Below are 24,361 nucleotides of genomic sequence, written 5' to 3' on the forward strand. Positions count from 1 at the left end.
TGGTTTGGTTGCAACTGACACGGTTGGACGCCATTCTCTGACAAATTGATCCACTTGTTGTGACGTTTTTGTCAGAGATCGTGCGCTTGCTACAGACGTCACGCGAGGCTTGTCGGCGGGGTCGAGCTGGTTCCTTACGCCACCAGGAACTGCATCTGCGTGCCTGCCAGCTCCACCGTGTCTCCGTGCTGCAGTGGCATGGGGCGGCGGCCGATTTCCTGGCCGTTGAGCTTGAGGCTGAGGGCGTCACCTTCCAGCTGGGCGAGCACGAAGCCGTGGTGCTTCTGGGTGATGGAGGCGACGGCCACGCCGGGCTTGCCCAGGGTGGTGACGACTTTGACCAGCGGGACTTCGCGGCCAGCGGCGTTGCCGTTGAGCATGCGGATGGCAGCCTGGCGTGTGGCCAGGCCGGCCATCGAAGGCGGCAGTGTGTGGTCGAAGCCTGAGGGAGTCTGGGTGCTGAACTGCGATGGCAGGTCTTCCGCCAAGGGGGCTGGGCGGGTTGCCTCCACTGCTGCGGCAATGGCCGCCAGTGCCGAGCGCGAGGAGGCGCTGACCTGCTGCTGCACGAAGCGGATCTTGTACTTGCCGATGTCCAGCAGGTCGCCGTGGTTCAGGGTCTGGCGCAGTATGGGCTGGCCGTTGACATAGGTGCCATTGGTGCTGCGCAGGTCTTCGATGATGACGGCACCGTCGACGATGCTGAGCACGGCATGCTCCCCGCTGACCGCGAGGTTGTCGATGACGATGTCGTTGTAGGGGCGGCGTCCCAGCGTGGTGCGCTCCTTGGTCAGCTGCACTTCCTTGATGACGGCGCCGTCGATGGAGATGACCAGGGTCGGCATGCTCAAAATTCCTTTGTTATGCCCGGCTTGCACTGCACTGGGTGATCCGGAGCTGGGGTCTATCCAACTATTATGTCTGCGGCCCGGGCACGCCGGAGTCCGTCATCGTATTTGATACAGGCTATGGCTTGTCTTTGACCGATTGTTGGGTGCGCAATCATTTTTGACAATTGGAACCTGGGGTTTCTGCGCACGCAAGCGCGTCCATCGGATGGGTTCTGCCGTCGATCCCTGCGCTCTGTCTGGGCTCAATCGATGGCAGCGCAGGCGGCAGAGGGCGGGTTGGCCTGGAGTTCGATGAGCGCTGCGCTGATGTTGTCGTTTCCGCCTGCTTCATTGGCGGCCGTGAGCAGCGAGGTCAGCAGCACGGGCAGCGGGCTGGACTGCTTGAACAGTGCGGCAATGGCGTCGTCATCGAGCATGTCGGTAAGGCCGTCGGAGCACAGCAGGATGCGGTCGCCAGGCTGCAGCGGCCATTCATTGAAGTCGGGTGTGACGTCCTGGGTCACGCCCAGGGCCTGGGTGAGCAGGTGGCCCAGGCCGGACTGCCGGGCTTCGTGGTCCTGGATGCGGCCTGCATCGATTTCTTCCTGGAGCCAGGTGTGGTCCCGGGTCAGGCGCAGCAGTTGGCCATCGCGCCATCCATAGGCCCGCGAGTCGCCGAGGTGGGCCAGCATCAGCAGGCCGGGCAGCAAAGCGGCTGCGATGACGGTGGTGCCCATGCCGCGGCAGCCGGGTGTTTCCTGGGCGGCGGTGAGGATGGCGGCGTTGGCCAGGTTCAGGGCATTGGCAAGTGACTGCTGCAATTCCTGGCGGGCCTGCGGCGTGTTGGCCACGGGCGCCTCGGTGGTGGTGCTTTGCAGCGCCACGGATACCAGGCTGATGGCCATGGCGCTGGCGACTTCGCCGGCGTTGTAGCCGCCCATGCCATCGGCCAGCACGGCAATGGGCCAGGGCTGGGCGCTGGGGTGGATGGTGACGGCGTCCTCGTTGTTGTCACGGCGCCGGCCCACATCGGTGCGTGCAACCATGGCGCAGTACTGGGCAGGAGCTTGCTGCCGGGTGGGTTGGTCCGGGATTTGGGGGGCGCTGGGCATGGTGGCAAAGGACGGATTCGGCGGTGGTGCCATCAGTCCCTGGTGTGCAGGTGCAATGGTGAAGACCGGTGCACAGCGTAAATGAAAACAGTGCGCGCAAGTGCCCGGAATGCGCGGGCGCAACGGCTCGTCAGCTTGACGCCACATCAAGATGGGTCCTCACAAAGCAAAAACGCACTGCCGGGGCAGTGCGTTCGTGATGCGGCGAAGGTGCTGCCTGCGGCAGCGTCAGGCCTGGGCTGCGTGCTTTGCGCCTGAGCGCGCCTGCAGGAACTTGCCAATGCCCACGACCAGCACGGCGCCGGCTGCGGCCGCCACATAGTGCAGCCAGGGGTGGCTGATGGCGTAGCCGTGCAGCAGGCGGTCGTTGACGATGGTTTCTCCGCCGACCCAGCCGATCAGGGCGGCGCCCAGCGTGATGATGACGGGGAAGCGCTCCATGAGCTTGATCATCAGCGTGGAGCCGAAGATCACCAGCGGGATGCTGATGGCCAGACCCAGGATCAGCAGGACCATGTTGCCCTGCGCAGTGGCGGCCACGGCGATCACGTTGTCCAGGCTCATCACCAGGTCGGCGATCAGGATGGTGCGGATGGCGACCATCATGCTGCCATGGCCCTTGGATTCGCCTTCATCATCTTCTTCGCCGGTCAGCAGCTGCAGGCCGATCCACAGCAGCAGGCAGCCGCCCACGATCTGCAGGAACGACAGCTCCAGCAGCTTGGCCGCGACCACGGTCAGGATGATCCGCAGCACCACGGCGGCGCCGGAGCCGAACATGACGGCTTTCTTTTGCTGTGCGGGGGGCAGCGAGCGTGCTGCGAGGGCGATGACGACGGCGTTGTCGCCAGACAGGATGATGTTGATCCAGACGATCTTCAACAGGCCGATCCAGAAATCGGCGCTTTGCAGGTATTCCATGGTTTCTCCGCTGTTATGAGTTAAAAAGCGCCAGGGCGGTAGCCTCTGGCGCTTTTTCTTTTTTGGAGTCGTCAGTGTAGGGCGGACTTGCCGCCTTACCGATTCGTAATTCTGCGTAATTTCTTCCTGGGGCGAACCCTGGATGTCACGCAGAACCGGTGCCGCTTAGATCAGGCCCTTGAGCAGGCGGCCCATTTCGGAGGGATTGCGGGTGATGACGAAACCGCACTCTTCCATGATGGCCAGCTTGGCGTCGGCCGTGTCGGCGCCGCCGGAGATCAGCGCGCCGGCGTGGCCCATGCGCTTGCCGGGAGGGGCGGTGACACCAGCGATGAAGCCGACGATCGGCTTCTTCATGTTGTCCTTGCACCAGCGGGCAGCTTCGGCTTCGTCAGGACCGCCGATTTCGCCGATCATGATGACGGCGTCGGTGTCGGGATCGTCGTTGAAGGCCTTCATCACGTCGATGTGCTTGAGGCCGTTGATCGGGTCACCGCCGATGCCCACGGCCGACGACTGGCCAATGCCCAGTTCGGTCAGCTGAGCCACGGCTTCGTAGGTCAGCGTGCCGGAGCGGCTGACCACGCCGACGCGGCCCTTCTTGTGGATGTGGCCGGGCATGATGCCGATCTTGATCTCGTCGGGCGTGATCAGGCCGGGGCAGTTGGGGCCCAGCAGCAGGGTGCGCTTGCCGCCTGCAGCTTCCTTGGCGCGCATCTTGTTGCGCACTTCCAGCATGTCACGGACGGGGATGCCTTCGGTGATGCAGATGGCCAGGTCCAGGTCGGCTTCCACGGCTTCCCAGATCGCGGCGGCAGCGCCTGCGGGGGGGACGTAGATCACGGAGACCGTGGCGCCCGTGCCTTGTGCGGCTTCCTTGACGGAGGCGTAGATTGGCACGTCGAAGATCTTTTCGCCGGCCTTCTTGGGGTTCACACCGGCCACGAAGCAGTTCTTGCCGTTCGCGTACTCGATGCATTTTTCCGTGTGGAACTGGCCCGTCTTGCCCGTGATGCCTTGGGTGATGACCTTGGTGTCTTTATTGATGTAGATAGACATGGTGTGTTCTCCGGGCCTGCTTACTTGACGGCTTCGACGATCTTCGTGGCCGCTTCGGCCATGGTGTCGGCGCTGATGATGGGCAGGCCGGACTCGGCCAGCATCTTCTTGCCCAGTTCTTCGTTCGTGCCCTTCATGCGCACGACCAGGGGCACTTGCAGGTTCACGGCCTTGCAGGCAGTGATCACGCCGGTGGCGATGGTGTCGCACTTCATGATGCCGCCGAAGATGTTGACCAGAATGCCTTCGACCTTGGGGTTCTTCAGCATGATCTTGAAGGCTTCGGTGACCTTCTCGGGGGTGGCGCCGCCGCCCACGTCCAGGAAGTTGGCCGGCTCGCCGCCGAACAGCTTGATGGTGTCCATGGTGGCCATGGCCAGGCCGGCACCGTTGACCAGGCAGCCGATGTTGCCGTCCAGCGAGATGTAGGCCAGATCGAACTTGGAGGCTTCGACTTCGGCGGGATCTTCTTCGTCCAGGTCGCGCAGTGCCACGATTTCGGGCAGGCGGAACAGGGCGTTGGCGTCGAAGTTGAACTTGGCGTCCAGGGCAATGACATTGCCCTTGCTGTCACGGTTCAGGGGGTTGATCTCGACCAGCGAGGCATCCGTGTCCATGTAGCACTTGTAGAGCTTCTGGCAGATGTCGATGAACTGGGCAGTGGAGTCGGCAGGCATGCCGATGCCCTTGGCCAGCTCTTCGCCCTGGGCCTGGGTCAGACCGACCAGGGGATCGACGAAGATGGTGATGATCTTCTCGGGCGTGGAGTGGGCCACTTCCTCGATGTCCATGCCGCCTTCGCTGGAAGCGATGAAGGCCACCTTCTGCGTGGCGCGGTCGGTCACGCACGACAGGTAGTATTCCTTCTGGATGTCGGCGCCGTCTTCGATGTACAGGCGGCGGACCTTCTGGCCTTCGGGGCCGGTCTGGTGCGTGACCAGCTGCATGCCCAGGATCTGGCCAGCCAGTGCCTTGACGTCGTCGATGCTCTTGGCAACCTTCACGCCGCCGCCCTTGCCGCGACCACCAGCGTGGATCTGGGCCTTCACGACCCACACGGGGCCGCCGAGCTTCTGGGCGGCCTCGACGGCCTCTTGCACTGTGAACGCAGGGATACCGCGAGGTACAGGCACACCAAACTGACGCAAGATGTCCTTGCCTTGGTATTCATGAATCTTCATGATGTCTCTCTCAAACAAATAGGGGGGGATTGACCCGGTAGCCCTGGGGTGCTGCCTCAAGGCGGAGTGACCTGGCAATCGCCGAATGTACCATGCTGCACTGCGCCATCCGACACGCCCCCATGCGCAGAATCCACAATTTCCTGCGGGCCAAGCAGCATGCCAGGAACTGTGCAATGCATTGATATGTCAGGGAAAAGACGGTTTCCCGACATTTCTTTCAGGCGCCACAGCTCTTTTGTCTTATAGAGGATCTGCAGACGGCCCTGCCCGCCGTTTGTAACAGGCGCATGTCAGCGGCCCTTGATCGCCACTGCCAACCGTTTTGCGACAACGGGCGCAGGGGGACCCGGTTTCGGTGAGAATCCGCAGCTGGAACGCGGCAATGGTGCCGCAGCGGCTCCAGGAGGGCCGCGCAGCAGGAGAAATACAGCGATGGCAAAAGTCTTTATCGATGGCGAAGCAGGCACGACAGGGCTGCAGATCCGTGAGCGTCTGGTCGATCTGTCCGGCGTGGAGCTGGTCAGCATTGCGCCCGAGCTGCGAAAGGATCCTGCTGCCAAGCGTGCGCTGATCGCCGGCGTGGACCTGGTCATCCTGTGCCTGCATGACGACGCTGCGCGCGAAACCGTGGCCATGGTCGACGCCATCGAGGCCGAGACCGGCCGCGCCATCAAGATCATCGATGCCTCCACCGCCCACCGCGTGGCGCCGGGCTGGGTCTACGGCTTTCCCGAGCTGCGCAAGGGCCAGCTGGACGCCGTCAAGGCTGCCACGCGCGTGGCCAACCCCGGCTGCTATGCCACGGGCGCCATCGCACTGCTGCACCCGCTGGTGGCGGCAGGCCTCATTCCAGCCGACTACGCGCTGAGCCTGCCCTCGGTGTCCGGCTACTCGGGCGGCGGCCGCAGCATGATCGAAGCCTACGAGGCCGGCACGGCCGCGCCTTACGAGGCCTATGCGCTGGGCCTGTCGCACAAGCACATTCCCGAAATCCTGCATTACACGGGCATGACGCGCCGCCCGGTCTTCATTCCTGCCGTGGGCAATTTCCGCCAGGGCATGCTGGTGCAACTGCCCCTGCATCTGGACCTGCTGCCGGGCGCGCCCAAGGCCGCCGATCTGCACGATGCGCTGGCCGCCCACTACGCGGCGACCAACACGCCCGAGCAATGGGTGTCGGTGCTGCCGCCCACCGAAGACATGAAGCTGGCTGCCGATACGCTGACCGACACGAACAGGCTGGAGTTGCGTGTATTCGCCAATGAGCAGTACCGCCAGGCCGTGCTGATCGCCCGTCTGGACAACCTGGGCAAGGGCGCCAGCGGCGCCGCCGTGCAGAACCTGCAGATCATGCTGGGCCTGTGAGGCCCCCCGCGCCCCCGTCCTTGCCGGGCCGGCGCGGTCCGGCCTGGGGCCATGTCCTGGCCCTGGCCGTGCTGTGTCTGCTGATCGTTGTGTTCGCCTGGAAGCTGCGGCCGGCATTGCCTTCCTCATCGCGCCTGCTGCTGAGTCCGCTGCTGGGCAATATGGAAGCCTGCCTGGTGCAGGACGGGCTGCGCGAGGATTTTCCCAAGGAATTCCAGCAGGTGCCTGCCAGTTGCCTGGGCCCTCAGGGCTCGGCCGCGGAAATGGTGAAAGCCACGCTGCAGCGCTTGGGCCGGCCGCAGGGCGAGGGGCTGGAGCTGGGCTATACGCTCAGCGTGCCTCTGCTGCGCTATGTGCAGTGGAACGGCCGGGCCTGGGAAGTCCGGGGCGAGGCGCTGGACCGCGTGGTGCGCACGGTGGCGCAGGCGCAGCGGCCCGTGGTGCTCTACCTGTTCGCCACGCATTTCGAGGTGCACTCCAAGGCCGAGGAGCGCCTGGCCGCCGATCCCGCCAATCTGGCCTGGACGCCCAAGGGACCGCTGCCGCTGGACACTTATCTGGGCGCGCGCATCTTCCCGTGGTCGGTTGCGCGGCAGGACAATGAAATCACGCGCGTGCGCAAGCTGGTGGTCGATGCCCTGGCCGAGCGCATGTGCGCTGCGGGCGATGCCGCCATGCATCCGCTGCGTGCGCTCACCGTGCTGGGCGAGACGCACCAGCTGTTCCCGGGTTTCGAGGCCGGCATGGGGTTCGCGGCCGAAGGCTATGCGGTCACCGACTACAGCCCTGCATCCGTGGCGGGCTTCCATGCATTCCTGCGCCAGCGCTATGGCGACATTGCGCGGCTCAATGCCCATCTGAAGTCGGAGTTCGCCAGCTTCGATGCGGTGGAGCCTCCGTCGCGCAACATCCGCAGCGAGCCGCTGCAGAACTTCTTCCAGCACATCGACAGCTATGCGGCTGGCACGGTCCCGGTGTCCGGCTGGGTCCACTCGCCCGACGCGAAGCTGCAAAAGCAACTGGCCGTGGCCGTCTTCGTGGACGGGCGCCCCTACTCGCACGCCCCCGTGCACATGCACCGTCAGGATGTGGCCCAGGCCAAGCCTGATTTCCTCACGCCCGATGTGGGCTGGCGTGCCGACATCCGCTATCCGGCGCTGGGCGAGGGCCTGCACCGCATCGACGTGGTGCTGCAGGCCGGCGGGCGCAGCCTGGGCCTGCTGGCCACGCGCCAGATCGCCGTGATGGACCGCCACCAGGGCGAGCCCAGGCCCCATGCCGCCGAGGCCTTGCCTGACTTCGGCAAGCTGCCGGACGGCGTGGAATTCTGGGTGGACAGCCCGCAGGACCGGCTGGCGCTGTTCTACAACCCGCTGGTGACGGACTGGAACGATTTTCGCGAGCAGCAGGTGGCCGATTACATCCAGGGCTTTTCCGAGCACATCGGGCACGGCTGCCTGGGCCGGGTGCCTCGCTTTGCCCACCAGCTCAACCCCCATGCGAATCCGAGCTGGGACGCCAGCCGCTACGCCGTGGAGCGCAGCCTGCAACGCATGCCGGGGCTGTCCCTGGGTGTCAGCCTGTATGGCGAAGACACCTATGGGCCGCTGGTCGGCCAGATGCTGCGCCGCTATGGCCACACGGCCTATGGCGTGACGGAGTTCCATCCGCTGGTGGCACTGTCGCCGCAGCGGCTGGAGAAAGTGCTGACCATGCACCGCCGCCAGGGCGCGCGCTTCCTGTCCTTCTTCATGGAGGCGCGGCCCGAGGACGCGACCGGCACGCAGTCCAGCAACGAGTTCTCCTTCGATGCGGACAACCGCGCGCACGGCTCGGACGCGCTTTACCGCTCGCTGCGCCAGGTGCTGCAGCCGCACTGACCTGCCGCGCGCAGCCTTTCCCATGTCTTCCGCGCACAGCAGTTCCCCTGCAGCCGCAGGCCGGGCCACCGCCATCGGCCTGCTGGCCGTGGTGTGCTGGAGCTGCACCGTGGGCCTGATGCGCTCGGTGGCCGAGCCGCTGGGCGCCGTGGGCGGCGCTGCCATGCTCTATACGGTCAGCGCCCTGTGCGTGGCCGCCGTGCGTGGCCTGCCCAGGCCGTCGCAGTGGCGGGCCATGCATCCGGCCTACTTCTGGGGCTGCGGCCTGCTGTTTGCGGTCTATGAAATCTGTCTGTCGCTGGCGATCGGTCTGGCGCAGGACCGCGCCCAGGCGCTGGAGCTGGGGCTGATCAATTACCTGTGGCCCAGCCTGACCATCGTCTTGGCGGTGCTGCTGCGCCAGCAGCATGCGCGCTGGTGGCTGTGGCCCGGCGTGCTGCTGTGCCTGTGGGGTCTGACGCGCGTTCTGGGCGGCGAGTCCCTGCAGATGCATGACATGGCAGACCACATGCTGGCCAATCCGCTGGCCTATGGACTCGCCTTTGGCGCGGCCCTGCTGTGGCCCTGCTATTCGCTGGCTGCTCGGCGCTGGGGTGGGGGGCACAATGCCGTGGGGTTGTTCCTGATCTGGACTGCGCTGGCGCTGTGGATCAAGTGGTTGTGGCTGGGTGGCGAAGGCGGCATGCACTGGTCAGGCACCGTGGTGCTGCAACTGCTGGCCGTGGGCGGGCTCACGGCCATGGGCTACAGCTGCTGGGAGCACGGCATACAGCACGGGCATCTGGCCGTGATGGCGGCGGCCTCGTACTTCACGCCCGTGTTCTCTGCCTTGCTGGCCAGTGCCTGGCTGCAGGTGCAGCCGGGCTGGGGCTTCTGGCAGGGCGTGGCGCTGGTGACCGTGGGGTCGCTGGTGTGCTGGGGCGCAACCCGGCGCGTGGATTAGTTGCCTTCGTCTGCAGCTCCGTCATTCCAGTCTTCGCTGCGCCCGCGCAGCACCTTGCTCGCTATTTCTCCGCCAAAGCCGCGCGCGGCCAGAAAGCGCATCTGCTTGAGGCGTTCCTGCGGGGTGGCCGGCGGTGTGCCGAAGCGCTGGCGCCATACGGCATGGGCGCGCTGCAGTTCGGTGGCGCGCAATTGTTCTGCGGCGGCGCGCACCAGGCCATCGTCCAGCCCCTTGCTGCGCAGCTCCTGCACCACGCGCGATGTGCCAAAGCGCGCGGCCTTGCGATGCAGCACGGACTCGGCCACGCGCTCGGCGCTGATGAAGCCGCGCTGCTCCAGCGCGTCGAGCATGGCGCCCAGGTCCTCGCCTTCCTCCACATGGGGGGCGAGCTTGCGTTCCAGCTCCAGCCGTGAATGTTCGCGCTGGCCCAGCAGCTTGAGCGCCCGGCCTTTGAGCGACAGCTTGGCGAATCCCATGCGGCAATGTCTCCTGAATCATCCCGAATAAAAAAGGCCCCCACGCTCCCCTTGCTGCGCAAGGTCCGCTGCCCCCCAAGGGGGCCGCTTTTTTGCCTTGGGGCGTCCCGGCGATAAAAAAGGCGCAGACGTGAGCCTGCGCCAAGATGGCAAACACAGTGTGCGCAGGCGCTGCGGCGCCTGCTGTGAGGGGTCTGGGCGCTCAGGCTTCGATCACGCCGTCCTTGTCGGCCTTGGCCTTGGCGCCCTTGGCGGCCTTGGCTTCGGGCGCATCGCCGCCGGCCGTAGGCAGCAGGGCAATGCCCAGGCTGTCGCGCACCTTGTTTTCGATCTCCACGGCCAGGCCGCTGTTCTCGCGCAGGAATTCGCGGGCGTTGTCGCGACCCTGGCCGATCTTTTCGCCGTTGTAGGCGTACCAGGCCCCCGACTTGTCGAGGATCTTGGCGTTGACACCCATGTCCAGGATTTCACCTTCGCGCGAGATGCCTTCGCCGAAGAGGATGTCGAACTCGGCGGTCTTGAACGGGGGCGAGACCTTGTTCTTGACGACCTTGACCTTGGTTTCGTTGCCGATGGCTTCGTCGCCCTTCTTGATGGTGCCGGTGCGGCGGATGTCCAGGCGGACCGAGGCGTAGAACTTCAGCGCATTGCCGCCCGTGGTGGTTTCGGGGCTGCCGAACATCACGCCGATCTTCATGCGGATCTGGTTGATGAAGATGACCATGCAATTGGTCTTCTTGATGGTGGAGGTCAGCTTGCGCAGCGCCTGGCTCATCAGGCGGGCCTGCAGGCCGGGCAGCTGGTCGCCCATCTCGCCTTCGATTTCGGCGCGGGGGGTCAGTGCGGCCACCGAGTCCACGACGATCATGTCCACGGCGCCCGAGCGCACCAGGCTGTCCACGATTTCCAGGGCCTGCTCGCCGGTGTCGGGCTGGCTGATCAGCACTTCGTTGAGGTTCACGCCCAGCTTCTGGGCATAGCTGGTGTCCAGCGCGTGTTCTGCGTCGATGAAGGCGCAGGTGCCGCCCTGCTTTTGCATTTCGGCGATGACCTGCAGCGTCAGCGTGGTCTTGCCCGAGGATTCAGGGCCGTAGATCTCGATCACGCGGCCACGGGGCAGGCCGCCCACACCCAGGGCGATGTCCAGGCCCAGCGAGCCGGTGGAGACGACCTGGATGTCCTGGATGGCTTCGCCTTCACCCAGGCGCATGATCGTGCCCTTGCCGAACTGCTTTTCGATCTGGGCGAGTGCGGCCTGCAGGGCCTTGGCTTTTTCACTGTTGGCGGTGGTGACGGCGGTGTTCATGCGGACTCCTGGGTTGGGTATGGATTCAGCTCTGTATTTGCATTCAGGCTGGATGCTTGAACAGTAGTTTATGGGCTTGCTGTCTTGATTTGTTGGTGTTTTTGGTCAGTTTTCCTGACTTGTTGGATTTGCCTCCACAATGCATCCATGAGTGAGCTTTCCCCCGTCACGCCGCCCGCCGACGCCTGGCGCCAGACCCACCTGGGCCGCCTGCTCGGCCATGCCATGCGGCGGTTCGACGCGCGTGTACTGCAGCTCATGGCGCGCGATGTGGAGGTGCCGCTGGCACTGTCCAACCTCGCTGCGCGCGACAAGGTGGGGGCGGCCCATATCCACATCACGCGGCATCTGTCGCTGGCTGGCGACCGGCTGACGGACCTGGCAGAGCGCGCAGGCATGACCAAGCAGTCCATGGGCGACCTGGTGACCCAGTGCGAGGCCTGGGGCCTGGTCACGCGCGAGAGCGACGAGCGCGATGCGCGCGCGCGCCGCATCCGCTTCACGCCAGCGGGCCTGGCCTGGCTGCAGGCTTTCCATGACGCCGTCTCCCAGGCCGAGGCCGAATTCCGCGAGGAAGTCGGCGACGACATCGCCACCGTGGTGGCGCTGGGGCTGGAGGCCTACGCGGGCGGCGGCTCACTCGGGTAAGGTCCCTGCCCGCACTGCGGGGCGCATCCTAGAATCCTGGGAATTAAAGGCGCGCATTTCCAACTCCCAGAGCGCGCTTGCATTACAGGAGACATCCCCCATGCGCATTCTGATTGCCGAAGACGACCAGGTCCTGGCCGATGGCCTGCTGCGCAGCCTGCGCGGCTCGGGCGCCGTGGTCAGCCATGTGGCCAATGGCAGCGAGGCCGACACCGCGCTGATGACCAGCAGCGAATTCGATTTGCTGATCCTGGACCTGGGCCTGCCCAAGATGCACGGGCTCGAAGTGCTCAAGAAGCTGCGCGGCCGCGGCGATGCGCTGCCGGTGCTCATCCTCACGGCGGCCGACAGCGTGGAAGAGCGCGTGCAGGGGCTGGACTACGGCGCCGACGACTACATGGCCAAGCCGTTTGCGCTGTCCGAGCTGGAGGCGCGCGTGCGCGCCCTCACGCGGCGCGGCATGGGCGGCGCCAGCAGCACCATCAAGCACGGCCCGCTGGTCTACGACCAGGCCGGCCGCGTGGCAACCATCGACGGCAAGATGGTCGAGCTGTCGGCGCGCGAGCTGGGCCTGCTGGAAGTGCTGCTGCAGCGGGCCGGTCGGCTGGTCAGCAAGGACCAGTTGGTCGAGCGCCTGTGCGAGTGGGGCGACGAAGTCAGCAACAACGCCATCGAGGTCTACATCCACCGGCTGCGCAAGAAGATAGAGCGCGGCCCCATCCGCATCGCCACCGTGCGCGGCCTGGGCTACTGCCTTGAGAAGATCGCGTCCTGAGGCCGCTGCCGTGGCTGTCAGGCCCGGGTTGGCTTGCCTGCGCATAGTGGTGGTTGCCGCGGGGCCGTGAACCCGCCGTAAGGGGCTGCCCGCCGATGAAAATCTTCCAGCGTGAACAGCGCTCCCTGTTCGGCGAGATCCTTGACTGGATGCTCACGCCGCTGCTGCTGCTGTGGCCCGTGAGCCTGGCGCTGACCTGGCTGGTGGCCCAGGGCCTGGCCAACAAACCCTTCGACCGCGCGCTGGAATACAACGCCCAGGCGCTGGCCCAACTGGTGATGGTGCAGCACGGCAAGGTGCTGTTCAACCTGCCGCAGTCGGCCAGCGAGATCCTGCGTGCCGACGAGTCGGACACCGTGTATTTCCAGGTGCTGGGCGTGAAGGGCGAATACCTGGCCGGCGAGCGCGACCTGCCGCCGCCGCCCGAGCCCGACGAGGCTCTGACTGGCGCGGCGCCTCCAGGCTTGCCGTCCGGCGGCACCGTGCAGCTGCGCGATGCGGAATTTCGCGGCATCGATCTGCGCGTGGCCCATGTCTGGGTGCGCATGCCCCTGCCGGGCGAACCGCAGGCCCTGGTCCAGGTGGCCGAGACGCGCGAAAAGCGCAGCGTGCTGGCCACGGAAATCATCAAGGGCGTGATGCTGCCGCAGTTCGTCATCCTGCCGCTGGCCGCGCTGCTGGTGTGGCTGGCGCTGGCGCGCGGCATCAAGCCGCTGCACCGGCTGGAGGAGCGCATCCGCGCGCGCCGGCCCGAGGACCTTTCGCCCATCAACCACAAGGACGTGCCGCTGGAAGTCGTGCCGCTGGTGGATTCGGTCAATGACCTGCTGGGCCGCCTGGGCGACTCGCTGGCCACGCAAAAGCGCTTCCTGGCCGACGCGGCCCACCAGCTCAAGACGCCGCTGGCCGGGCTGCGCATGCAGGCCGAACTGGCCCAGCGCGAAGGCGTGAGTACGGGCGAGCTGCGGCAGTCCCTGGCCCAGATCGCGCGCTCCAGCATCCGTGCCACGCACACCGTCAACCAGTTGCTGGCGCTGGCGCGTGCCGAGAGCGCGGGCCTGGGGCGCGGCCTGGCCATGCAGCCGTGCAACCTGGTGCGCATCGTCACCGACGTGGTGCGCGACTGCCTGCCGCGTGCCATGGACAAGCATGTGGACCTGGGCTATGACGGCGCCGAGTCCTCGGCCGCCGGCGTCTGGCTGCAGGGCAACGCCACGCTGCTGACCGAGCTGGTGCGCAACCTCGTGGACAACGCCATCAACTACACGCCTTCCACCAGCAGCCGGCCGGGCATGGTCACCGTGCGTGTGCTGGCCGATCCTTTTGGTCAGGTCCTGCTGCTGCAGGTGGAGGATTCGGGGCCGGGCGTGCCCGAGGCCGAGCGCGAGCTGGTGTTCCAGCCGTTCTACCGCGTGCTGGGCTCGGAGGCCGATGGCTCGGGCCTGGGCCTGCCCATCGTGCTGGAGATTGCGCGCCAGCATGGCGGGCAGGTGGTGCTGGAGGATGCGCATCCGGGCCAGCAGCCACCGGGCGCACGCTTCAGCGTGCGCTTCACGGCACTGCGCTCGCCGCCGCCGCCTAAGCCTGCGGCATAGGTGGCGCCTGACCGGCTGCCGCAGGGGCATCGGGGGCTACAGGGGCCATCGCCACCCGTCCCGGTGTCTGCGCCGCATGGTCCACCAACCAGTTGCGGAAGATGCCCAGCGTGCCATGGTTGGCACGGTCGGCCGGATAGCACAGCCAGTAGCCCAGGGCGCTCTGGTAGCCGTGCTGGGGCAGGGGCTCGTTCACCAGGCCGGCGGCAAGCTCGTCGAGCACCAGGCAGCGTGGCACCAGTGCGATGCCCATGCCCGCCATCACGGCGCGGATGATGGTCTGGAACTGGTCGAACTGCGGGCCCGCCAGCGGGCTGATGCCGTGGATGCCGTGGGCCTCGCTCCAGCGCGCCCAGGCGTCGGCAATGGTCACGTGGCGCAGCCGCGTGCAGCGCGCCACGTCCTGGGGCGTGGTGATGCGCGCCTCGGGGCCCGTGCCATGTGGCGGTGCGATCAGCGCCACCTGGCGGCCCACCAGATAGTGGGCGTGCGCGCCGCTCCAATGCCCGTCCCCGAACAAAATCGCGCAGTCCAGACCCGGACTGTCAAATTGGTAGCTGTGTACGTAGGGTACAAAGTGCAGCGTGATCTGTGGATAGCGCTGCTGAAACTGGGGCAGCCTGGGGATCAGCCACTTGGCCGCGAAAGTCGGCAGCGATGACAGGTGCAGCGCGCCTCGGCTGTCATCGCTGGTGATGAGTTCGAGGGTGGCCGCCTCCAGCTGGCCCAGCAGGGCGCGCACGGCGCGCTCGTAGCGTTCGCCCGCAGGCGTCAGGCTCAAGCGCTTGCGCTCGCGTTCGAACAGCGGCACGCCCACCCACTTCTCCAGCTCCTGGATCTGCTTGCTGACTGCGCTTTGCGTCAAGTGCAAGGCTTCGGCCGCGCGCGAGACACCTCCGAAGCGCACCACGGTGGAGAAGGCGCGCAGCAGATGTATGGGCGGGTTGAGGCGGCGCAAACTCATGACAGGGATATGATGAAACCATTCCTGTTCGGAATATTAACAGGCACAGTATTTGCTTTTTTTGTGAGCAGATTTCTTTTAATCTGACCTTGTTTGTAAGAAAGATCCTATGCAACGACGCCATTTCCTTGCTTCCATCGCCGCTTCTTCTGTCGTTCCTGGAATGTCCTTCGCCCAGGAAACCACCCGTCCCCTGCGCATCGTCGTTCCGTTCCCTGCTGGTGGCTCCACCGACATGGTCCCGCGCAACATGCAGGACGTGCTGCCCAAGTTGCTGGGCGGCCAGGCGGTGGTGATCGAGAACAAGGCCGGCGCCGGCGGCTCCATCGGCATGGCCGAAGTGGCACGTGCCACCGACGGCGTGACCTTCGGCATCGCCACGCTGTCCACCCATGGCGTGAACCCCGCCGTGTTCAAGAAGCTGCCCTATGACGCCATCAACGACTTCGTCGGCGTGACCGAGATCGTCAAGGCGCCCGGCGTGATCGTGATCAACCCCAAGCTGGTGCCTGCCAACAACTTTGCCGAGTTCGTGAAGTACCTGAAGGCCAACCCCGGCAAGGTCAGCTTCGCCACGCCCGGCAACGGCACCATCGGCCACATGTGGGGCGCCCAGTTCATGAAGAGCACGGGCACCGAGATGCAGCACATTCCCTACCGTGGTGCAGGCCCGGCCATCAACGACGTGCTCGGCGGCCAGGTGCCCGTGTATTTCGACCAGGTCGCGTCCTCGCTGCCCCACATCAAGGGCGGCAAGGTCAAGGCCCTGGCCGTGTCCTGGCATGAGCGCCTGGACGTGCTGCCCGATGTGCAGACCTATGCCGAAGCCGGCCACGCCGACCTGAACGATCCTTCCTGGTTCGGCCTCGTGGCCCCCAAGAGCACGCCGCCCGAGCAGATCGCCCGCGTGCAAAAGGCCATCGCGGCCGCGCTCAAGGACCCGGCCGTGCAAAAGCGCATGGCTGCCCAGGGCCTGTACATCTCCGGCACCAGCAGCGATGCTTTCACCAAGCAGATCGCCAGCGAAGTGGCCAAGATGAAGAAGATTGCCGCCACGGCCCAGATCCAGCTGGATTAAAGGCTCCCCCTGAGGCGCTTCGCGCCTTCCCCCTCTCTCGCTTCGCGGGAGGGGGACGACGCCCTCGCTGCGGGGCGGCCCTTGCTCGGCGTCCCTGGCCTGGGACGCGCCAGTTTCATGGCGGGCTGGCCGCAGCGCAGCGGTGCAATGCGTAACCGAGATAGACCACTTCCTCATGCATCCCGTCCTGCGACTGATCAGTCAGAACTTCCTGCAATCCCTGCCCGGCGCGGCAGGCTCCGGCGCGGCCGATGCCGCGCAGCCCATGGTGACCAGCGTGGCCGGCACCAGCGCCGTGGTGCTGGACTCGCCGCACAGCGGCACGGTCTACCCGCAGGACTTCGGCTCCTGCCTGCCGCTGGCCACGCTGCGCCAGGCCGAGGACACGCATGTGGAGAAGATCTATGCCTTTGCGCCAGGCATGGGCGTGGGCTGGGTGGAGGCGCATTTCCCGCGCATCTACCTGGATGCCAACCGCGACACCACCGAGATCGACACCACCATGATCGAAGGCGACTGGCCGCTGCCCGTCACCACCGACCAGGTCGTGCTGCAGAAGGTCCGCCTGGGCAAGGGCCTGATCTGGAAGTTCACCGACGAGGGCGTGCCCATCTACGACCGCCAGTTGCCGGCCTCCGAGCTGCTGCAGCGCATCGAGCGCTGCTGGAAGCCCTACCACGCCGCCGTGGAGCGCGCCATTGACGCCGCCCATGCGCGCCATGGCTACAGCATCCACATCAACTGCCATTCCATGCCTTCCATCGCCGCCAGCCATGCCACGCTGCACCCGGGCCTGGTGCATGCCGACTTCGTCATCGGCGACCGCGACGGCAGCACGGCCAGCCCCGCGCTGTCCGAGCGCATCTGCGCCTTCCTGCGCGAGCGCGGCTACAGCGTGGACTACAACCATCCCTACAAGGGCGTGGAGCTGGTGCGCCGCTACGGCAAGCCTGCCGAGCACCGCCACAGCATCCAGATCGAGATCAACCGCAAGCTCTACATGAACGAGCAGACCCTGGAACTGGACCAGGCCGGCTACCTGCGCCTGACCACCGATCTGAAGGTATTGGTCGAGCAGCTCATGGCCACCGACCCGCGCGCGCTCTGACCCGCGGCGGCTGAAATGAAAAAGGCCCGCGATCCTGTGATCGCGGGCCTTTTCGCATGGCGTGCCCAACGGGTTCAGCAGGGTTTGAACGGCTTGCCCTCGAAGGCCTTGCCGCCCATGGCCTCGACCTGGCTGCGCAGTGCGGCCGTGGCCTGGGGCAGGCGCAGGGTGTAGAGCGTGATGTCGGGGCGCTCCTGCACCACGCGGGCCGTGCGCACGCCCTGGCGCGCGAAGTTGGTCAGCTCGCGCGTGGCCGCTTCCTCGGTGGAAAAGCGGCCCAGCGACAGGCCCGGCTCCAGCGCGCCGCCCGCACGGTCGAAATCGATCTTGCGGGCGCGCAGTTCGGCGCGCTTGCGTTCCAGGAATTCGGCGTCGGGGAACTTGCCCATGTAAACCATCCAGCGGCCCGGCTGGTGCGTGCTGCTCAGGTCCCATTGGTCGCTGGCGACCTGGGCGATGAGGCCGCGGCGCAGCGCCTCGGCATGGCGGTCTTCGATGCCCGTGGCCACCAGGCAGCTGGTGGGCTGGCCTGCAGCCTGGGCGGGCCTGGGTGCAGGGGCGGGCTCCTCGCCGCCTGCCGGGGTGGAGGCCGGCGCTGGCGTGGACGGGGCGGCGGCCGGTGAGGGCGTGGTGGATGCGTTGTCCACGCTCAGCAGGCTCAGCGCCTCGGGGCGCACCTGCTGGGACAGGCGCTCGGGCTCGGTCGTGGACGGGGGGGCCAGGCCCAGGGCCTGGAGCTGGCCGTGGCTCCAGAGGTAGTAGCCGGCATTGGCCAGCACCAGCAGCAGAAAGGCAATTCGCAGCATGTCGTTTCTCGGCGGGCCTAGTGCATCAATTGCTCTAGCCTACAGCAGCCGGCCGCACGCTGATTTCCGAGCTGGTGATGGCCTGCACGCCGCCCGCCGTGCGCACCAGCAGCGCGCCATCGCGGCCCACGCCTTCGGCCATGCCGCTTTCGCCGTCGCTGAGATTGACGGCGCGCCCGCGCAGCAGGTCGCGCTGGGCAAAGCGGTCCACCAGCGGCGCAAAGCCCTGGGCGGCAAAGGCCTGGATGTCGGACACCAGTCCCGGCAGCACGCAGGCCAGGGCGGTGGGCGCGTCCAGGCGCTCGTCCAGCTCCAGCAGGCTGGCCGGCGGCGTGCGCATGCCGTCGCCGGGGCGGGGGCGCACATTCAGGCCGATGCCCACGACCACGTAGCGCGGCGTGCCGGGCTCATGCGCGGCGCTGCCGACAAAGCTGGCGGTCTCGATCAGGATGCCGCCGAGCTTGCGGTCGCCGTCGATCCACAGGTCGTTGGGCCATTTGAGGCCGATGCGCGGGCGCTGCGAGCCCGGGGCGGGCAATTGCGGCTGCAGGCTTTGCGCCACGCTCAGGCCCACGGCCAGCGACAGGCCGGACCAGTCGGCAGGCGCCAGCGGCATGCCCAGCGAGAAGGTCAGCGAATCGCCCACGCCGCTGGTCCACTGGCGGCCCAGCCGGCCCCGGCCGGCGGTCTGCACTTCGGTCACCAGCAGCACGGGTTCGTTGCGGCCATCGCGGGCGCGTGCCATCAGTTCGGTGTTGGTCGAGCCGATGCTGGGCACGATCTCCACGGAAAAGCCCGGCAGTTGCGGCTCGATGGCCTGCCACAGCGACTCCGCAGGCCAGTGGATGGGGGACGAAGCCATCATGCGCCCGCCTTTGTCGAGGATGTGCCGGATTTCTTCTTCGGCTCTTGGGTGGGTTTGCCCAAAGGCTTTGGCGCTTGGGCCTGCTGTTTTTGGGGCCGCTTTGCCTTTTCAGACTTTTCCGATTTCGGCTTTGCGCCGGCCGGCAACGCATCGCCGGGCATGGGCGGGCGCCAGCCGCGCTTGGGCGCCAGCAGCGTGCCGCGGCAGGTGGCCGCACCGCACCAGCAGGGATACTCGGCCTTCAGCTTCCTGGTGTAGGGTTCGTCGATGATCAGGCCGTAGTCGTAGCTCAGCTCCTCGCCGGCGGCGATGTTGCGCAGTGCGACGATGAAGATGCGGCCATCGCGCTCGTCGGTGTAGCAGTTGGGCGCGCAGCTGTGGTTGATCCAGCGCGAGGAATTGCCGCCGTAGTTGGCATCGATCACGCGGTCTTCGTCGATGTGGAAGTAGAAGGTATGGTTGGGCTGGCTGGGGTCGTGCGGGTGCCTGTCCTGGGCTTCCTGCCAGCTGACGATTTCCCCTACGTACTCGACAAGGACCTCGCCTTCGGCAAGATCCTGCACGGCGAAGACGCCCTTGCCATGGACACCCGAGCGGCGGGTCTGGATACGGCGGCCGCCGGAAGGGGCCAAAGCTGTGCGGGGCATGTTTTCTCTGATAACTTGAATAGGCACACATGCGCGTGCGCGTACACGTACGTACACGCGTGAGCCATGGATTGTAGAAGCGCAGGCATGCGACATGCAGCTCCTGCGGGGAATGACGAGTACACACAATGACAAAGACCCTGGTGATTGCTGAGAAGCCTTCGGTCGCGCAGGACATCGTCCGCGCGTTGACTCCGGTGGCGGGCAAATTCGACAAGCACGATGAATATTTCGAGAGCGAGCACTACGTCGTGACCAGCGCCGTGGGCCACCTGGTGGAAATCCAGGCGCCCGAGGAATTCGACGTCAAGCGCGGCAAATGGAGTTTTGCCAACCTGCCGGTGATTCCGCCGTATTTCGACCTCAAGCCCGTGGACAAGACCAAGAGCCGGCTCAATGCCGTGGTCAAGCTGGCCAAGCGCAAGGACGTCACCGAACTCATCAACGCCTGCGACGCGGGCCGCGAGGGTGAGCTGATCTTCCGCCTGATCGAGCAGTACGCCGCAGGCGCCAAGCCGGACGGCAAGGGCCTGGGCAAGCCGGTCAAGCGCCTGTGGCTGCAGTCCATGACGCCGCAGGCCATCCGCGACGGCTTCCAGAACCTGCGCAGCGACAGCCAGATGCAGGGCCTTGCCAGCGCGGCGCGCAGCCGCTCCGAGGCCGACTGGCTGGTGGGCATCAACGGCACGCGCGCCATGACGGCCTTCAATTCGCGCGACGGCGGCTTCTTCCTGACCACCGTGGGCCGCGTGCAGACGCCCACGCTGTCCCTGGTGGTGGAGCGCGAGGAAAAGATCCGCAAGTTCGTCAGCCGCGACTACTGGGAAGTGCATGCCGCCTTCGACGCGCAGGCCGGCCAGTACCTGGGCAAGTGGTTCGATCCCCAATGGAAGAAGAGCGAGGATGCGGAAGCCCGCGCCGACCGCATCTGGAACCAGCGCGACGCCCAGGCCATCGCCGACGCCGTGCGCGGCAAGCCAGCCCAGGTCACCGAGGAGTCCAAGCCCACGTCCCAGGCCAGCCCGCTGCTGTTCGACCTGACCAGCCTGCAGCGCGAGGCCAACGGCAAGTTCGGCTTCTCGGCCAAGACCACGCTGGCGCTGGCGCAAAGCCTGTACGAGCGCCACAAGGCCCTGACCTACCCGCGTACCGACTCGCGCGCCCTGCCCGAGGACTACGTGCCCGTGGCGCACCAGACCTTCGCCATGCTGGCCGGCAGCGGCATGCGCCACCTGGCACCCTTTGCCCAGCAGGCGCTGGACGAGAACTATGTGCGCCCGACCAAGCGCATCTTCGACAACAGCAAGGTGTCGGATCACTTTGCCATCATCCCGACCACGCAGGCGCCCAGCGGCCTGTCCGAGGCCGAGCAAAAGCTCTATGACCTCGTCGTGCGCCGCTTCATGGCCGTGTTCTTCCCGAGTGCCGAGCACCAGGTGACCACGCGCATCAGCAAGGTCGAGCAGCACAGCTTCAAGACCGAAGGCAAGATCCTGGTCAAGCCCGGTTGGCTGGCCATCTACGGCAAGGAGGCCGCCAACGAGGTCGAAGGCGGCAAGGACGGCGACAAGGGCCAGCCCCTGGTCGCGGTGCAGCCCGGCGAGCAGCCGCGCGCCGGCCAGGTCGATCCCAAGGGCCTCAAGACCAAGCCGCCCGCGCGCTACTCCGAAGCCACGCTGCTGGGCGCCATGGAAAGCGCGGGCAAGCAGGTGGAGGACGACGAGCTGCGCGAGGCCATGCAGGAAAAGGGCCTGGGCACGCCTGCCACGCGCGCGGCCATCATCGAAGGCCTGCTGACCGAAAAGTACATGCTGCGCGAAGGCCGCGAGCTGATTCCCACGGCCAAGGCCTTCCAGCTCATGACGCTGCTGCGCGGCCTGGGCGTGGAAGAGCTCTCGCGCGCCGACCTCACCGGTGAATGGGAATACAAGCTGGCCCAGATGGAAAAGGGCCAGCTCTCGCGCGATGCCTTCATGCAGCAGATCCAGTCCATGACGGAAAAGCTGGTCAAGAAGGCCAAGGAATACGACCGAGACACCGTGCCCGGCGACTACGCCACCCTGTCCACGCCTTGCCCCAACTGCGGCGGCGTGGTCAAGGAGAACTACCGCCGCTACGGCTGCACGGGCAGCGACGGCCAGGGCGCGGGCTGCGGCTTCTCGTTCACCAAGTCGCCTGCAGGCCGCACCTTCGAGACGGCCGAGGCCGAGCAACTGCTGCGCGATCGCCGCCTGGGCCCTCTGGACGGCTTTCGCTCCAAGGCAGGCTGGCCCTTCGTGGCCGAAGTCACCATAGTGCGCGATGAGGAAGGCGGCAACTACAAGCTCGAGTTCGACTTTGGCGACGACGCCGCCTCTGAAGACACGGGCGAGCTGGTGGACTTTGCCAGCCAGCAATCGCTGGGCCCCTGCCCCAAGTGCGGCGCGCCCGTCTTCGAGCACGGCAGCAACTACGTCTGCGCCAAGGCCGTGCCCACGCTGGCCCAGGCCACGCCCAGCTGCGACTTCAAGAGCGGGCAGATCATCCTGCAGCAGCCCATAGAGCGCGAGCAGATGCAAAAGCTGCTGCAGACCGGCAAGACCGACCTGCTGGACAAGTTCGTCTCCAACCGCACGCGCCGCAGCTTCAAGGCCTTCCTGGTCTGGGATGGCGCGGCCGGCAAGGTGAACTTCGAGTTCGAGCAGCGCGACAGCAAATACCCGCCGCGCAAGACGGCGGCCGCCAAGAGCGCGCCGGCCAAGAAGGCACCTGCCAAGAAGGCCGCGGCCAAGACCACGGCAAAGACGGCCACCAAGACTGCGCGCAAGCCGGCTGCCGGCACGCTGCAGCCCAGCGCGGCCCTGGCCGCCGTCATCGGCGAAGGCACGGTGGCGCGTACCGAGGTGGTCAAGAAGCTGTGGGAATACGTCAAGGCCCAGAACCTGCAGGACCCCAAGGACAAGCGCGTCATCCGCGCCGATGACAAGCTGCGGCCAGTCTTCGGCAAGGACAGCGTGAACATGTTCGAGCTGGCCGGCATCGTGGGGAAACATCTCACCCCCTGAGGCGCTTACGCGCCTTCCCCCTCTTTACTCGCTCCGCGAGGGAGGGGGACGACACCCTCGGTGCGGGGCGGCGCGGCCGGCTTAGGCCCTTCCTCGGTGTCCCTGGCTTTGGGGCGCGCCAGTTTTGAGGGCAGTGTTTGAGCTCTACGCCAGCGGGTCGCCGGCCTGACATGGGGGCAACACATGCTTGGGCTAATCTAGCGGGCATGGATACCGAAATGCTCACCCCGGCAGCAGCTGCCGCCGCTGCTTCCTCCCCGGCGCCCTCGCGCTCCATCCGCCTGGACGGCGCCTCCAACTTCCGAGACCTCGGTGGCTACGCGGGCCTGGATGGCCGGCGCGTGCGCTGGCGCACGCTGTTCCGTGCAGACCACCTGGCTGGCCTCAGCGCAGCGGACCTGGACGTGCTGCAGGGCCTGAAGCTCGCGCGCAGCGCGGACTTCCGGGGCAAGATGGAAAGCGCCCACCTGGCCTACGAATGGCCGGGCATTGCCCGCCATGCGCTCATCGTCGAGCCCACCGTGGTGCAGCGCGCCAGTGCCCTGATTGCCGCAGGCAACGACCTCACGGCCGCCCATGCCGAGGAGCTGATGCAGGACACCTACCGCAGCTTCGTGCACGCCTACGCACCGCGCTTTGCACAGTTGTTCCAGCTGTTGCTGGAAAGCCAGGATCCGCTGGTCTTCCACTGCACGGCCGGCAAGGACCGCACGGGCTGGGCTGCCGCCTTGCTGCTCACCGCGCTGGGCGTGGACGAGGACACCGTGATGCAGGACTACCTGCTGACCAACCAGCTCTACCAGCGGCCCGCCACCACCTTCGCCCCCATGCCGGCCGAAGTGATGGATGTGCTGTGGCGCGTGCAGGCCTCCTACCTTGCGGCCGCCACCGACATGGTGCGGGCCGACTTCGGGGGGATGGAAGGGTATCTGCGGGATGCGCTGGGCATCGACAGTGCGGCACGCGAGCGGCTGGCCGCGCTTTACCTCGAAGGGTGATTACCTTCGCTCACGGGGCGGCAGGGTGGCGCGGCTAACATGGGCTGTGCCGGTCGGTTGCGCCGGAGTTCAAGGAGATTGCGATGAAATACGGCATGCGTGAGCTGGCCGCGATGGTGCTGGTGGCCCTGAGTGTGGGGCTGGCTGGCTGTGCGGGCGGGGTGCCTGGGGATGTTGCGGGGAGCCAGGCGTCCAGTGGCAGTGGGGTGACGGTGTTTGGGACTGTGGATGCCAATGTGAGTCATACGCGGACTTCGCGGTGACTCTTTGTGCTTTGGTTCTTTCGCTGGATTTGTCCCTGCCGGGTGGTTGTTTTTCGAGGCCGGGTTTCGGCCCGGCGGCCGACCTACTTTCTTATCGCGCGATAAGAAAGTAGGCAAAGAAGCGCGCCCCACTGCCCACGACCCTTCGCTTCGCTGCGGGCGACCTGCGTTGTGCGGGATGCGGGGTGCGCCGTGAAACTCGTTGCGCGCTGCGCGCTTCACTCAAACATCACGGCGAGCTAGACAACGAAGCAAGCCTGTCCTTCGGCAGGCTTGCCACCCCGCATCCCGCCCAACGCAGGCGTGGGCAGAAGGCGGAGGCTGGGGAACAGCCAACAGCCAGCCGGGTCAGGGCTGGATCGGCGTGATCACCACGCCGGTGCCTGCGGGGGCGTCTTCGCCGCCGGGCAGGGCGGGCGTGGCGGGGGTGGCTTCCTGCACTGCGCGCTGGTCCGTGGGGCCCAGCGTGCCCTGGGTGAGGGGGATGTTGGGGG

21 protein-coding genes are annotated in these 24,361 nt (G+C 66.4%); 10 read left to right on the forward strand and 11 right to left on the reverse strand.

Features of this window, described 5'->3' with window-relative positions:
- Positions 1–134: 134 nt before the first annotated feature.
- The 5 genes from GRX31_RS18505 to sucC all read right to left on the reverse strand — a co-directional run bounded on the left by GRX31_RS18505 (position 135) and on the right by sucC (position 5,103).
- A complete protein-coding gene (locus tag GRX31_RS18505; RefSeq protein WP_017405118.1) occupies positions 135–845 on the reverse strand; it encodes an FHA domain-containing protein in 711 nt (236 codons plus the stop codon).
- A 248-nt stretch (positions 846–1,093) separates the two neighbouring features.
- Entirely contained in the window at positions 1,094–1,876 is a 783-nt protein-coding gene (locus GRX31_RS18510) for a PP2C family protein-serine/threonine phosphatase (protein ID WP_047474588.1), read from the reverse strand.
- Positions 1,877–2,170: 294 nt separating this feature from the next.
- Positions 2,171–2,863 carry a TerC family protein gene (locus tag GRX31_RS18515; RefSeq protein ID WP_016449393.1) on the reverse strand — a complete coding sequence of 231 codons (693 nt, stop codon included), beginning with the start codon at positions 2,861–2,863 and terminating at the stop codon, positions 2,171–2,173.
- 165 nt (positions 2,864–3,028) lie between these two features.
- Positions 3,029–3,922: a succinate--CoA ligase subunit alpha gene (gene sucD, locus GRX31_RS18520; protein WP_016449394.1), complete on the reverse strand. Its 894-nt coding sequence runs from the start codon at positions 3,920–3,922 to the stop codon at positions 3,029–3,031.
- Positions 3,923–3,942: 20 nt separating this feature from the next.
- Positions 3,943–5,103: an ADP-forming succinate--CoA ligase subunit beta gene (gene sucC, locus GRX31_RS18525; protein ID WP_016449395.1), complete on the reverse strand. Its 1,161-nt coding sequence runs from the start codon at positions 5,101–5,103 to the stop codon at positions 3,943–3,945.
- A 435-nt stretch (positions 5,104–5,538) separates the two neighbouring features.
- Between sucC and argC the strand changes: the two genes are divergently transcribed.
- From argC to yddG, 3 genes are read left to right on the forward strand one after another with little or no spacing between them, the layout of a single operon-like run.
- Positions 5,539–6,471 carry an N-acetyl-gamma-glutamyl-phosphate reductase gene (gene argC, locus GRX31_RS18530; RefSeq protein ID WP_061288739.1) on the forward strand — a complete coding sequence of 311 codons (933 nt, stop codon included), beginning with the start codon at positions 5,539–5,541 and terminating at the stop codon, positions 6,469–6,471.
- Entirely contained in the window at positions 6,468–8,351 is a 1,884-nt protein-coding gene (locus tag GRX31_RS18535) for a hypothetical protein (protein WP_160854151.1), read from the forward strand. Before argC ends, GRX31_RS18535 begins: the two co-directional genes overlap by 4 nt.
- 22 nt (positions 8,352–8,373) lie before the next feature.
- The gene (gene yddG / locus GRX31_RS18540) at positions 8,374–9,294 is read left to right on the forward strand and encodes an aromatic amino acid DMT transporter YddG (RefSeq protein WP_160854153.1); all 921 of its coding nucleotides are present in this window, start codon (positions 8,374–8,376) and stop codon (positions 9,292–9,294) included.
- Here yddG and recX read toward each other — a convergent pair.
- The gene (gene recX, locus GRX31_RS18545) at positions 9,291–9,770 is read right to left on the reverse strand and encodes a recombination regulator RecX (RefSeq protein WP_160854155.1); all 480 of its coding nucleotides are present in this window, start codon (positions 9,768–9,770) and stop codon (positions 9,291–9,293) included. The two genes, yddG and recX, sit on opposite strands and share 4 nt — an antisense overlap.
- A gap of 202 nt (positions 9,771–9,972) precedes the next feature.
- The gene (recA, locus tag GRX31_RS18550) at positions 9,973–11,076 is read right to left on the reverse strand and encodes a recombinase RecA (protein WP_016449400.1); all 1,104 of its coding nucleotides are present in this window, start codon (positions 11,074–11,076) and stop codon (positions 9,973–9,975) included.
- Between the two features lie 147 nt (positions 11,077–11,223).
- Between recA and GRX31_RS18555 the strand changes: the two genes are divergently transcribed.
- The 3 genes from GRX31_RS18555 to GRX31_RS18565 all read left to right on the forward strand — a co-directional run bounded on the left by GRX31_RS18555 (position 11,224) and on the right by GRX31_RS18565 (position 14,094).
- A complete protein-coding gene (locus tag GRX31_RS18555; protein ID WP_017407164.1) occupies positions 11,224–11,724 on the forward strand; it encodes a MarR family winged helix-turn-helix transcriptional regulator in 501 nt (166 codons plus the stop codon).
- 100 nt (positions 11,725–11,824) lie between these two features.
- Positions 11,825–12,499, forward strand: coding sequence for a response regulator (locus GRX31_RS18560; protein WP_012202808.1), 675 nt, complete (start codon positions 11,825–11,827; stop codon positions 12,497–12,499).
- Positions 12,500–12,594: 95 nt separating this feature from the next.
- Entirely contained in the window at positions 12,595–14,094 is a 1,500-nt protein-coding gene (locus GRX31_RS18565) for a sensor histidine kinase (RefSeq protein WP_016449402.1), read from the forward strand.
- On the opposite strand, the gene GRX31_RS18570 is transcribed toward GRX31_RS18565, so the two are convergent.
- Positions 14,078–15,058, reverse strand: a complete 981-nt coding sequence (locus GRX31_RS18570) for a LysR substrate-binding domain-containing protein (protein ID WP_016454232.1) — start codon at positions 15,056–15,058, stop codon at positions 14,078–14,080. The genes GRX31_RS18565 and GRX31_RS18570 overlap by 17 nt on opposite strands.
- Before the next feature lie 109 nt (positions 15,059–15,167).
- Between GRX31_RS18570 and GRX31_RS18575 the strand changes: the two genes are divergently transcribed.
- Positions 15,168–16,136 (forward strand): Bug family tripartite tricarboxylate transporter substrate binding protein, encoded by a 969-nt coding sequence (locus tag GRX31_RS18575; RefSeq protein WP_026062916.1) that lies wholly within the window; start codon positions 15,168–15,170, stop codon positions 16,134–16,136.
- Between the two features lie 175 nt (positions 16,137–16,311).
- Complete coding sequence (locus tag GRX31_RS18580) at positions 16,312–17,244, forward strand: N-formylglutamate amidohydrolase (RefSeq protein ID WP_017407048.1); 933 nt, start codon at positions 16,312–16,314, stop codon at positions 17,242–17,244.
- Between the two features lie 74 nt (positions 17,245–17,318).
- On the opposite strand, the gene GRX31_RS18585 is transcribed toward GRX31_RS18580, so the two are convergent.
- Genes GRX31_RS18585 through GRX31_RS18595 form a run of 3 tightly spaced genes read right to left on the reverse strand, consistent with a single transcriptional unit; the run spans position 17,319 to position 19,562 of the window.
- Positions 17,319–18,050 (reverse strand): hypothetical protein, encoded by a 732-nt coding sequence (locus GRX31_RS18585; protein ID WP_046987234.1) that lies wholly within the window; start codon positions 18,048–18,050, stop codon positions 17,319–17,321.
- A gap of 34 nt (positions 18,051–18,084) precedes the next feature.
- Positions 18,085–18,915 (reverse strand): biotin--[acetyl-CoA-carboxylase] ligase, encoded by an 831-nt coding sequence (locus tag GRX31_RS18590; protein ID WP_160854157.1) that lies wholly within the window; start codon positions 18,913–18,915, stop codon positions 18,085–18,087.
- Entirely contained in the window at positions 18,912–19,562 is a 651-nt protein-coding gene (locus tag GRX31_RS18595) for an SET domain-containing protein (protein ID WP_016449408.1), read from the reverse strand. Before GRX31_RS18595 ends, GRX31_RS18590 begins: the two co-directional genes overlap by 4 nt.
- Positions 19,563–19,690: 128 nt before the next feature.
- Between GRX31_RS18595 and GRX31_RS18600 the strand changes: the two genes are divergently transcribed.
- Both GRX31_RS18600 and GRX31_RS18605 read left to right on the forward strand, forming a co-directional pair.
- Complete coding sequence (locus GRX31_RS18600; protein ID WP_016449409.1) at positions 19,691–22,606, forward strand: DNA topoisomerase III; 2,916 nt, start codon at positions 19,691–19,693, stop codon at positions 22,604–22,606.
- Positions 22,607–22,824: 218 nt separating this feature from the next.
- On the forward strand, positions 22,825–23,604 hold the full coding sequence (locus GRX31_RS18605; protein ID WP_016454230.1) for a tyrosine-protein phosphatase: 780 nt from the start codon (positions 22,825–22,827) through the stop codon (positions 23,602–23,604).
- Positions 23,605–24,361: the final 757 nt, after the last annotated feature.

Origin of the sequence: Delftia sp. CH05, from assembly GCF_009827015.1 — a bacterium.
Taxonomy (GTDB): Bacteria; Pseudomonadota; Gammaproteobacteria; order Burkholderiales; family Burkholderiaceae_C; genus Comamonas; species Comamonas tsuruhatensis.

Excerpts from the sequence above, each read along its gene's own strand:
- GRX31_RS18505 (WP_017405118.1), bottom strand. The coding sequence starts at position 845 with ATGCCGACCCTGGTCATCTCCATCGACGGCGCCGTCATCAAGGAAGTG.
- GRX31_RS18510 (WP_047474588.1), bottom strand. The coding sequence starts at position 1,876 with ATGGTTGCACGCACCGATGTGGGCCGGCGCCGTGACAACAACGAGGAC.
- GRX31_RS18515 (WP_016449393.1), bottom strand. The coding sequence starts at position 2,863 with ATGGAATACCTGCAAAGCGCCGATTTCTGGATCGGCCTGTTGAAGATC.
- sucD (WP_016449394.1), bottom strand. The coding sequence starts at position 3,922 with ATGTCTATCTACATCAATAAAGACACCAAGGTCATCACCCAAGGCATC.
- sucC (WP_016449395.1), bottom strand. The coding sequence starts at position 5,103 with ATGAAGATTCATGAATACCAAGGCAAGGACATCTTGCGTCAGTTTGGT.
- argC (WP_061288739.1), top strand. The coding sequence starts at position 5,539 with ATGGCAAAAGTCTTTATCGATGGCGAAGCAGGCACGACAGGGCTGCAG.
- yddG (WP_160854153.1), top strand. The coding sequence starts at position 8,374 with ATGTCTTCCGCGCACAGCAGTTCCCCTGCAGCCGCAGGCCGGGCCACC.
- recX (WP_160854155.1), bottom strand. The coding sequence starts at position 9,770 with ATGGGATTCGCCAAGCTGTCGCTCAAAGGCCGGGCGCTCAAGCTGCTG.
- recA (WP_016449400.1), bottom strand. The coding sequence starts at position 11,076 with ATGAACACCGCCGTCACCACCGCCAACAGTGAAAAAGCCAAGGCCCTG.
- GRX31_RS18555 (WP_017407164.1), top strand. The coding sequence starts at position 11,224 with ATGAGTGAGCTTTCCCCCGTCACGCCGCCCGCCGACGCCTGGCGCCAG.
- GRX31_RS18560 (WP_012202808.1), top strand. The coding sequence starts at position 11,825 with ATGCGCATTCTGATTGCCGAAGACGACCAGGTCCTGGCCGATGGCCTG.
- GRX31_RS18565 (WP_016449402.1), top strand. The coding sequence starts at position 12,595 with ATGAAAATCTTCCAGCGTGAACAGCGCTCCCTGTTCGGCGAGATCCTT.
- GRX31_RS18570 (WP_016454232.1), bottom strand. The coding sequence starts at position 15,058 with ATGAGTTTGCGCCGCCTCAACCCGCCCATACATCTGCTGCGCGCCTTC.
- GRX31_RS18575 (WP_026062916.1), top strand. The coding sequence starts at position 15,168 with ATGCAACGACGCCATTTCCTTGCTTCCATCGCCGCTTCTTCTGTCGTT.
- GRX31_RS18580 (WP_017407048.1), top strand. The coding sequence starts at position 16,312 with ATGCATCCCGTCCTGCGACTGATCAGTCAGAACTTCCTGCAATCCCTG.
- GRX31_RS18585 (WP_046987234.1), bottom strand. The coding sequence starts at position 18,050 with ATGCTGCGAATTGCCTTTCTGCTGCTGGTGCTGGCCAATGCCGGCTAC.
- GRX31_RS18590 (WP_160854157.1), bottom strand. The coding sequence starts at position 18,915 with ATGATGGCTTCGTCCCCCATCCACTGGCCTGCGGAGTCGCTGTGGCAG.
- GRX31_RS18595 (WP_016449408.1), bottom strand. The coding sequence starts at position 19,562 with ATGCCCCGCACAGCTTTGGCCCCTTCCGGCGGCCGCCGTATCCAGACC.
- GRX31_RS18600 (WP_016449409.1), top strand. The coding sequence starts at position 19,691 with ATGACAAAGACCCTGGTGATTGCTGAGAAGCCTTCGGTCGCGCAGGAC.
- GRX31_RS18605 (WP_016454230.1), top strand. The coding sequence starts at position 22,825 with ATGCTCACCCCGGCAGCAGCTGCCGCCGCTGCTTCCTCCCCGGCGCCC.